The sequence below is a fragment of the Ensifer sp. Root954 genome, from assembly GCF_001429005.1.
GTDB lineage: Bacteria > Pseudomonadota > Alphaproteobacteria > Rhizobiales > Rhizobiaceae > Ensifer > Ensifer adhaerens.
Map to the genome: position 1 here is coordinate 1,256 of NZ_LMJM01000027.1, position 8,479 is coordinate 9,734.

Genomic DNA, 8,479 nt, shown 5'->3' on the forward strand with positions numbered 1-8,479 from the left:
GATCGGCGCAAGGAACGGCAGGTCGAACGGACGCAGAGCGGTGCGTTTCGCGGTGAGCTGTGGCCAGTCGGGATTGACGAGCGCGCCGCGGCCAAGCGCGATCATGTCGGCACCGGCTTCCATCACCTCCTCGGCGCGGTCGAGATCGTGCAGGCTGCCGTTGGCGATGATGAACAGGCGCGGCGCGTGGCGGCGGGCGAGGGAAACGAGCGAGGCGTCGCCGCCCTCGAAGGCCGGCTTCCAGGCTTCGAACTCGGTCACGTGCACGAAGTCTGCCGGGCTTTCGGCGAGCGCCTCGAACACGCGGGCTGCACCTTGTTCGCGTTCTGCCCATTTGTGCCTGAAGTCGTTGACCTTACCCTGGGAGAGCCGCAGCCCCAGCGGGACGTCGGGGCCGATCGCCACGCGCACTGCCTTCAGCACTTCGAGCGACAGGCCGAGCCGCTCAACGATATCTCCACCCCAGCGATCCGCCCGCCGGTTCGAAAAGTCGGTGAAGAACTGATCGAGCAGATAGCCGTTGGCGCCGTGGATCTCGATGCCGTCGAAACCGGCAACCTCGATTGCAAACCGGGCGGCACTGGCGAAGCCTTCGATCGCCTCGGCGATTTCGGCATCGCTGATCTCGCGCGGCAGGGCATAGGGGCCGTCGCCGTGATAGCCGGTCAACTGGCTGCCCTTCGGCCGGACGGCGGAGGGGCCTACCGTCTCGGGCCTGTGCGGGTTGCCCTGCGCCAGCGCGCCGCCGTGCATCAGTTGTGCGAAGATTCGCCCGCCCTCCGCATGGACCGTCTCGACGATCGGCCGCCAGGCGAGAGCCTGTTCCCGGTCGGTCAGGCCTGGCTGGTCCTTGTAGGTTTGGGAATAGGCCTTGTCGGTGTAGATGCCCTCGGTCGTGATCAGGCTGAAGCCGCCGCGGGCGAAGCGCTGGTAATAGTGCTGCATGCGCTCGCTGGGCGCGCCGGCCGCCGTGGCGCTGATGCGGGTCATCGGCGCCACGGACAGGCGATTGGCGAAATCAAGCCGCTTGAGACGGGTGCCGGTGAAGGCGGGGGACGCGATGCCAAACGGTGCGTTCATGTCACTTGCCTCCATCGAGCGCGATCGCTTCGATCTCGATCAGCGCGTCCGGTGAATAGAGCGAGGAGACCTCGATGATGCTGTCGGCGGGATAGGGGGCGGAAAACCACGTGCGGCGCAGCTCGATGATCTTGGCGAAATTCTCCATGGAGCGCAGGAAGATCGTGACCTTGACGATCTTGTCTAACCCAGAGTCCGCCGCCTTGAGCGCCCGGTCGAGATTGCGGAACGCCTGTTCGGCCTGGCGGTTGAAGTCGCCGACGCCGACGAGCTTGCCGTCGTCGCCGATTGCCGCCTGACCGGAGACGAAGACGAAGCCATTGGCCTTGATCGCCTGGGAAAGCAGGAAGGGCGCGTAGGGATCCGGCTGGGTGACGACCTGTTCGAGAGACATAAGATGTCCTTTCATGCTTGAGATTTTCTCAGCTTGGCGCTGTTGCCTTGGCTGTCGATCCTAATATGCTGGTGCATTCGGCGGCTGACAAAGAGTGATTTCTCAGCCGACAGATGAGCTGAGTTCATCCATTGAGGAAATCATGAGGAAGTTGCCGCCGCTCGGCGCACTCAGGGTCTTTGAAGCGGCCGCCCGGCGGATGAGCTTCAAGCTGGCGGCCGAGGAACTGAACGTCTCGGCCACTGCCGTCAGCCACCAGATCCGCCAGCTGGAGGAGATGCTGGAGACCAAGCTCTTCGAACGAGGGACGCGGCAGGTCCGGCTGACCACTGCGGGAAAGGTGCTGTTTCCGGTGCTGCGTGATGGCCTCGACCGTTTCGAGCAGGCGATCGCCGACATGCGCCGGCAGGAGGCAAGCAAGGTGGCGCGGCTGACGTCCACCGTCGCCTTCGTCGCCAAGCGCCTGGCGCCGCTTGCCGGTTCCTTCCGCGAAGCCTATCCCGAGTGGACGCTGAGGCTGGACGCCTCCCACCGGATGGTCGATCTGGAGGTGGATGCGGATGCTGCGATCCGCCTTGGCGGCGGTGATTATCCGGGCCTCGTAACCGAACCGCTGTTCGCCGATCGTTTCGCCCCGGTTTGCGTGCCGCGACTGGCGCCGGCCAGTGCCGCGGACCTCAAGCACGCGACGCTCATCCACTACGATTGGGGCACGCTGCGCCGCCACGATGCGCGCGCGCCGGTCTGGCGGCAATGGCTGGAACGGGCTGGCGCCACCGATGTCGAGGCCGGCGCGGGGCTTTCCTTTACCGACGAGATCCATGCCGTGCAGTCGGCCATCGCCGGGCAGGGAATTGCCCTCTTGAGCCTCACGCTGGTCGCCGAGGAGCTTGCCTCCGGCATTCTCGTCCAGCCGTTCGACCTGACGCTGGAAAGCGACCGATACGACCTGGTCTACAGTCCGCGCATGGCGGACCGGCCAGCGACCCGCGTGCTTCGCGATTGGGTGCACGCGCAGTTCAGCGGCGATGCCTGATCCGTGAGGTGATCTCGTTCAGTCGTCGAAGCCGAGGAAGTCCGGCGCCCAACGGCGACTGGTGAGGCGCAACGAACGGTCAGGCTCGATGATATAGGTCTCGTAGACCTTGCGGCCGTAGGAATCGATGAACTGGTGCGGGACGATGCTGCCGACGGGTGCCTTCTTCAGCTTGGTGCGCGGTTGCCCGCCATAGGTGATGCTGCCAGGAATCGGTTGCATGTTCGGCGAGTAACCGTAGCTGATGTCGGGGCCGGTGGTCGCCGTGCAGCCACAGAGAAGCAGCACGACGGAGAGGGCGGCAAAAGCGTGTTTCATGTCGGCGATCCTCAGAATGGCTGAGCCTGGCCCACACGGCGTCAAGCGTCAGGCGGAAACGCCTTGGACGATCGTTGCCGGTGCGGTCCAGCACTCTCTTCTAAAGTGTAGCGCTTAAACGGAAATTTCCAAGTTCTGTCATGCGGATTCCGGCAAGCAATGCTTGCAAATGTTCACGGCTTGTCCCAGTTGTGGAATGCCTGATCGCGACAGTTGCGGCGGGCTTGTGCGCAACCTGGCGTTCGGGTGCGTTCCGAGCTTTTTTGGACGCGCCTTTGGGGGCGAAATGGCAGCGTGGCACTATGTGATCGGGTCGAGCGACACGGGCCCATGAGCGACAACATTTTGCTGGTGATGATCGCGCGGGACGAGCTTTCACCGGATGTGCTGGTTTGGCGGCAGGGACACGGGGAGCGGATCCCGGCCTGCGACATGGCCGAAATCAAAGCGGCCTCCGCCGCGCGACGCCAGGACCCGGACCGTCCGCCGACGTGCCGCCGCCAGTGCCCGAATATCCGCTTGCCCGGCCATGGCCCCGTTTTCTGGCGCGCATTTTCGACATGCTGCTGCTTTACATACCGGCTGCCTTGGTGGCCCGCCGCCCCCGATGCAGACCTTCGTCAAACCGGTGATAAGCAGGCAGACGACGTTCGAGGCCGCCTGGCACGTCGAGGATCCCGCGCGCGACAACATGCTCTTTACGATCAGCTCGGACCAGACAGGCGGCGTCTATTTTGGGCACGAGCAGGTCCCGGCAACAATGAACGAACGGCCATATGCCGAGGTGCTCGCCGAACTGCAGGCGAGGGCGGGATACGAGGCGAGCGCGGACTGGACGCCGGTTATGATCAACGGCCAAGGGGCGCCTGGCGATGAAGTCGCTCAAGGAACCGGACGCCACCGCCGAGATAACCATTGCGCTGCGCGGGCGAGACGCCTGGCGGATGGTTAGATTTCTGATGAAGGGCAAGAAGCGGGACGAGGCGATCGATACGCTGGAGACGGCCGTATTCGGGACCATCGAGTAGCGGGCGGCAGGGGCTGTCGCCTCGCCGCCGGGCGCGGCCGGCGGTCCATGCGCTTCGCACTCATGCCCATATTTGTCGCTGAGATGAATTCCGATTTGCCGAAACATGGGTTACGTCTTGTGTGAACTTCTGCGCGGATTGCGCGTTTCGGCTTGTGTCGGCCGCACGTTCCGTCCCGCCCAGTCTCTTTGCTGAACCCGGATATTGCATGACCGCCGAACAGTCTCTCGCGTTTCTCGTCATCGGCGCCATGATGGTCTTCTTTATCTGGGGGCGGTTTCGATACGACGTGATCGCCTGTTCGGCGCTGATGCTGGCGGTCGCCGTCGGCATCGTGCCTTACGATCATGCCTTCGATGGTTTCAGCGACGACATCGTCATCATCGTCGGCAGCGCCCTGATCGTCAGCGCCGGGGTGGCGCGCTCGGGGATCGTCGACGCCGCCATCCAGCGGTTCCTGCCGAACATCTCGTCGGTCCGGGCCCAGCTCGCACTGCTGGTCATCACGGTGACAGTGCTTTCCGCCTTCATCAAGAACATCGGGGCGCTGGCAATCATGCTGCCGGTCGCCTTCCAGTTTGCCCGGCGGTCGAATGTCCAGCCTTCGGTTTTCCTGATGCCGATGGCCTTCGGCTCGCTGATCGGTGGGCTGATGACCCAGGTCGGCACGTCGCCGAACATCGTCGTCTCACGCGTGCGCCAGGAGCTGACCGGCGAGAGCTTCACGATGTTCGACTTCACGCCCGTCGGCGCGACGCTGGCGCTGGTCGGCTGCATCTTCCTGCTCTTTGCCTACAAGCTGGTGCCGCAGCGCTCCAGCAGCCAGGTCTCCGTCCATTCGGCGATCGAGATCACCGATTATACGTCCGAGGCGGTTGTTGCCGCCGGTTCGCCGGCGATCGGCAAGGCGCTCAGCAATCTGGTGAAACTGGGCGACGGCGGCGCTGTCGTCATCGCCATCTTTCGCCGCGGCCTGCATCTGGCGCCGCTTCCCGACGTTACCCTCGAAGCCGAGGACATCCTGATTTTTGAAGGCGGTCCGGGAGCGCTCGATCGCATCGTCTCGCAAGGCAAGCTGAAGATTGCCGGCGACCGCGCGCCGCATGGGCGGGAAAAGGCCGGGGACGAGATCGAGGCGATCGAAGCTGTCGTCGGCAGCGGTTCGCCGCTCGAGGGCATGTCGGCACAGCGCCTGGCGCTGTTCAACACCCACAACATCAACCTGCTCGCCGTCAGCCGCCAGGGCGAGAGGCTGAAGCAGCGGCTCGGCAGCATTCGCTTGAGGGCAGGCGACATCATCGTGCTGCAGGGCGCGCGGCGCGAACTGACGCTCTTCCTGCAGGAGTTCGGCTGCCTGCCGCTGGCGCAGCGCGAGATCCTGCTTGGCACGACGCGAAAGGCACCGCTGCCGCTTCTGGTTCTGGCGGCCGCGATGGGCTCAACGGCAGTTGGACTTGTGCCGGTGCCGGTCGCCTTTTTCGCGGCGGCCCTCGCCATGGTCGTCTTCCGCATCATCCCCTTGCGCGATTTTTATCGCTCGGTCGATGGGCCGATCCTGGTGATGCTGGCGGCGCTGATTCCGGTGAGCGATTCCTTGCGCACGACCGGGGGTACCGATGTCATTGCGGCCTGGCTCGGCACGGTTGCCGCGGGCCTGCCGCCGGCCGGCGCGCTGACGATCATCCTGCTTGCCGCCATGGCGGTGACGCCGTTCCTCAACAATGCCGCCACCGTGCTCGTGATGGCGCCGATCGCCGCGAGTTTCGCCGGCGCGCTCGGCTACAAGCCGGAAGCCTTCCTGATGGCAGTTGCCATCGGCGCCGGCTGCGATTTCCTCACGCCCATCGGCCACCAGTGCAACACGCTGGTCATGGGGCCGGGCGGCTACAAGTTCAGCGACTATCCGCGCCTCGGCCTTCCGCTGTCGGTGGTGATCGTGATCGTCAGCATCCCGACACTGATGATGGTGTGGCCGCTGCGCTAGGTGTGGTGCGACTGGCACCTCGCCGGCAGGGATGCTCGCATAAATAGCCGCTACCGTGTACAGGTAGACGCGCGGTAGCGCCCGCCGCAGATTTGCCTATCCGTGAGCGACAACAGGGAGAAGATGGCATGAGCCCCAAGCCCACCGGCCACGTCAGTGGCAATGACCTGATCCTGACGCGCACGTTTCATGCACCCATCGCCGACGTCTGGACGAGCGTGACAAAGTCCGAGAGCACCGCGCTCTGGTTCGGCCGCTGGGAAGGCGAAGCGGGGCCCGGCAAGACCGTGCGGCTGCAACTGCTCCATGAGAAAAGCCAGCCATGGACGGATGTCCTGATCGAGGAGTGCGCCGCGCCGCACCGCCTGGTCGCGGTGATGAAGGATGACGCCGGCGAGTGGCGCATCGCGTTGACGTTTACGCAGACGGGCGACACGACGGAGCTGCGCCTGGTTCAACATCTGAGCGACCCGAAACTCGCAGGCGACGTCGGGCCGGGCTGGGAATATTACCTCGATATGCTGGTCGCCGCGCGCGCCGGCAAGGCTTTGCCGTCATTTTCAGACTATTATCCGGCGCAGAAAGCGCACTTTCTGGAAGGCGTCTAGCCCCTGGAGGTCGTCAGTCGGACGGGCGCGTTCGACACAATTTGCGGGCGCTGCAGCTTTGGGCCGCGCGTTCTTGTGTCGTAACGAGAGGGCGTGCCGCGGCGGGGTTGTCCGGGTCGGCTGGCCCCCTCACAACCGCACCTTCTCGCAGTTCGACACCGAGCGGAGCCTCGCTGCGCTACGCCAGAACGGTGACGAGAACCGCGCCCCAGAGCGCCAGCAGCACGTTGCCGATCGCGTAGCCGAGACCGTAGCCGAGTGTCGGGACCTTGCTTCCGGCCGCTTCCTGCACGGCGGCAAGCGCCGGGGCTGAGGTTCCTGCCCCACAGCAGGTGCCGGCGAGCACGCCTTCGTTCATGCCGAAGACCCAGCGGCCGAGCGCAAGTGCGGCCAGATGCGAGATCAGGCAGATCAGCAAACTGGCGATGACCAGCGCCGGGCCGGACTGGACGAGGCCGGCGACAAAGCTCGGGCCGGCCGAGATTCCGACGCAGGCGATGAAGGCGCAGAGCCCGACGCTGTCGAAGAACCAGAGGGTTGCCTCCGGCACGAAACCGAAGGTGCGCCGGACCGAGCGCAGCCAGCCGGCGCAAAGGCCCGCGATCAGCACGCCGACGGCGACGCCGAGGCCGATTTCGAGCGCGCCGAGTTTCAGGGCAGGGATGCCGATGAGGCCGCCGAGGAAGATAAAGACGCCGACAAAGACCATGTCGGTTGCGGTGGTCTCACGGTCGGCATAGCCGAGCAGCTTCGCCACCTCCTCGACATGGCGTCTGGCGCCGGCAATCGACATCACGTCGCCACGGCGGACGGTGAGGCCAGGAAAGATCGGGATCGGCTGGCCGGCGCGCAGGATGCCGCGCAGGAACACCGAGCGCGCTTCCGGCTGCTGCCTCAGCTGCCACAGGCGTTTTCCCGCAACCTCCTTGTTCGTCACCACGATATCGAGCACTTCAACCGGGATATCGAGCAGCGTGCGGTCGTCGATCTCGGTGCCGATCCGGCTGGAATATTCGACGAGGAAGCCGCGAAGACCGGCAACGGCGATGATGTCTCCAGCCTGCAGGCGCTCCTTGGGCGTTGGGGTGATGATCTCCTCGCCCCGGCGGATCTGCTCGATATAGGCCTTCTGGTTTTCGGGAACGCGCGCTTCGGCTTCCGCGACCGTCAGCCCCACGAGGGCGTCGGCAATGACGAAGGCGCGCGCCTCGATTTCGCGCCGTGCGGTGTCGCCGCTCGTCTGCGGCGCGATCTTCAGTTCGGCTTCTAGCTCGGCGCAGGCCTCCTTGAGGCTGCGGCCGAACATCCGCGGCGCCAGTTGCGACTGGACGAGGATGGCGGTGACGACACCGACGAGATAGGCGACGGCAAACCCGGTCGCCACGGCGGATTCGAACTGGCTCGCCGCTTCCGGCGTCGGTGCCGTTTTGCGGAAGGTGTCGATCGCCACGCCGACAGTCGCCGATTCCGTCGCGCCGCCGGCGAGCACGCCGGCTGCGGTTCCAAGATCGAAGCCAAAGAGCATCGAGAGCACGATCGCAACGGCGAGCGCGACGACGCAGAGCGTGACGGTGACGGCGATCTGCGGCAGCGCATCGGCGTTGAGGCTCTGGAAGAATTGCGGGCCGGTGCGGTAGCCGATTGCAAAGAGGAAGAGCAGGAAGAACGCCTGCTTGACGTCGTTGGAGAGCACAGCACCGGTCTGGCCGATCAGCACGCCCGCCAGCAGGCAGCCGGTGACGGCGCCGATGGTGACACCGAAGATGGTGATCTTGCCGACCGCGTAGCCGATGCCGAGCGCGAGGAACAGGGCAAGCTCCGGATGCGCCCGCAGGATGCTGAACAGGTGGTCGATCACGCGGCGGTTCCTCCCGGTGCCAAGCCGAAGAAAGCCGCTTCAGCTGGATGATGCGCTGGTCGCTGAGCCGGCGGAAAGAAAGTCGCCAGCTGGAGATGCGGGGATGCTTGTCGGCCGAGGGAAACACTGGCCAGGCGTTGGGGAAGGGCGGCCGGCATGGCTGCCGGCCGCCC

The 8,479-nt window shown here is 65.1% G+C and carries 9 protein-coding genes; 5 read left to right on the plus strand and 4 right to left on the minus strand.

Going from position 1 to position 8,479, the window contains the following annotated elements; translation table 11 throughout:
- Together ASE71_RS21910 and ASE71_RS21915 are read right to left on the minus strand one after the other, a co-directional pair.
- Window positions 1-1,080 (minus strand): NADH:flavin oxidoreductase (locus ASE71_RS21910; protein WP_060634971.1); only part of this gene is annotated, 1,080 nt, incomplete at its 3' end.
- A 1-nt stretch (window position 1,081) separates the two neighbouring features.
- Complete coding sequence (locus ASE71_RS21915; RefSeq protein WP_060520569.1) at window positions 1,082-1,474, minus strand: RidA family protein; 393 nt, start codon at window positions 1,472-1,474, stop codon at window positions 1,082-1,084.
- Between the two features lie 142 nt (window positions 1,475-1,616).
- Between ASE71_RS21915 and ASE71_RS21920 the strand changes: the two genes are divergently transcribed.
- Entirely contained in the window at window positions 1,617-2,510 is an 894-nt protein-coding gene (locus tag ASE71_RS21920) for a LysR substrate-binding domain-containing protein (protein ID WP_060520570.1), read from the plus strand.
- 18 nt (window positions 2,511-2,528) lie between these two features.
- On the opposite strand, the gene ASE71_RS21925 is transcribed toward ASE71_RS21920, so the two are convergent.
- On the minus strand, window positions 2,529-2,828 hold the full coding sequence (locus ASE71_RS21925) for a hypothetical protein (protein ID WP_060520571.1): 300 nt from the start codon (window positions 2,826-2,828) through the stop codon (window positions 2,529-2,531).
- Window positions 2,829-3,122: 294 nt separating this feature from the next.
- On the opposite strand from ASE71_RS21925, the gene ASE71_RS37630 reads away from it, so the two are divergent.
- From ASE71_RS37630 to ASE71_RS21940, 4 genes are all read left to right on the plus strand, one after another.
- Window positions 3,123-3,704: a DUF4339 domain-containing protein gene (locus tag ASE71_RS37630; RefSeq protein ID WP_413814645.1), complete on the plus strand. Its 582-nt coding sequence runs from the start codon at window positions 3,123-3,125 to the stop codon at window positions 3,702-3,704.
- Window positions 3,701-3,856, plus strand: a complete 156-nt coding sequence (locus ASE71_RS35865) for a hypothetical protein (RefSeq protein WP_156400733.1) — start codon at window positions 3,701-3,703, stop codon at window positions 3,854-3,856. The genes ASE71_RS37630 and ASE71_RS35865 overlap by 4 nt, the downstream gene beginning before the upstream one ends.
- Window positions 3,857-4,064: 208 nt before the next feature.
- The gene (locus ASE71_RS21935; RefSeq protein ID WP_060520573.1) at window positions 4,065-5,840 is read left to right on the plus strand and encodes an SLC13 family permease; all 1,776 of its coding nucleotides are present in this window, start codon (window positions 4,065-4,067) and stop codon (window positions 5,838-5,840) included.
- Between the two features lie 128 nt (window positions 5,841-5,968).
- Window positions 5,969-6,448: an SRPBCC family protein gene (locus ASE71_RS21940; RefSeq protein WP_060520574.1), complete on the plus strand. Its 480-nt coding sequence runs from the start codon at window positions 5,969-5,971 to the stop codon at window positions 6,446-6,448.
- A 178-nt stretch (window positions 6,449-6,626) separates the two neighbouring features.
- On the opposite strand, the gene ASE71_RS21945 is transcribed toward ASE71_RS21940, so the two are convergent.
- Entirely contained in the window at window positions 6,627-8,306 is a 1,680-nt protein-coding gene (locus ASE71_RS21945) for an aspartate:alanine exchanger family transporter (protein WP_051659120.1), read from the minus strand.
- Between the last annotated feature and the right edge of the window lie 173 nt (window positions 8,307-8,479).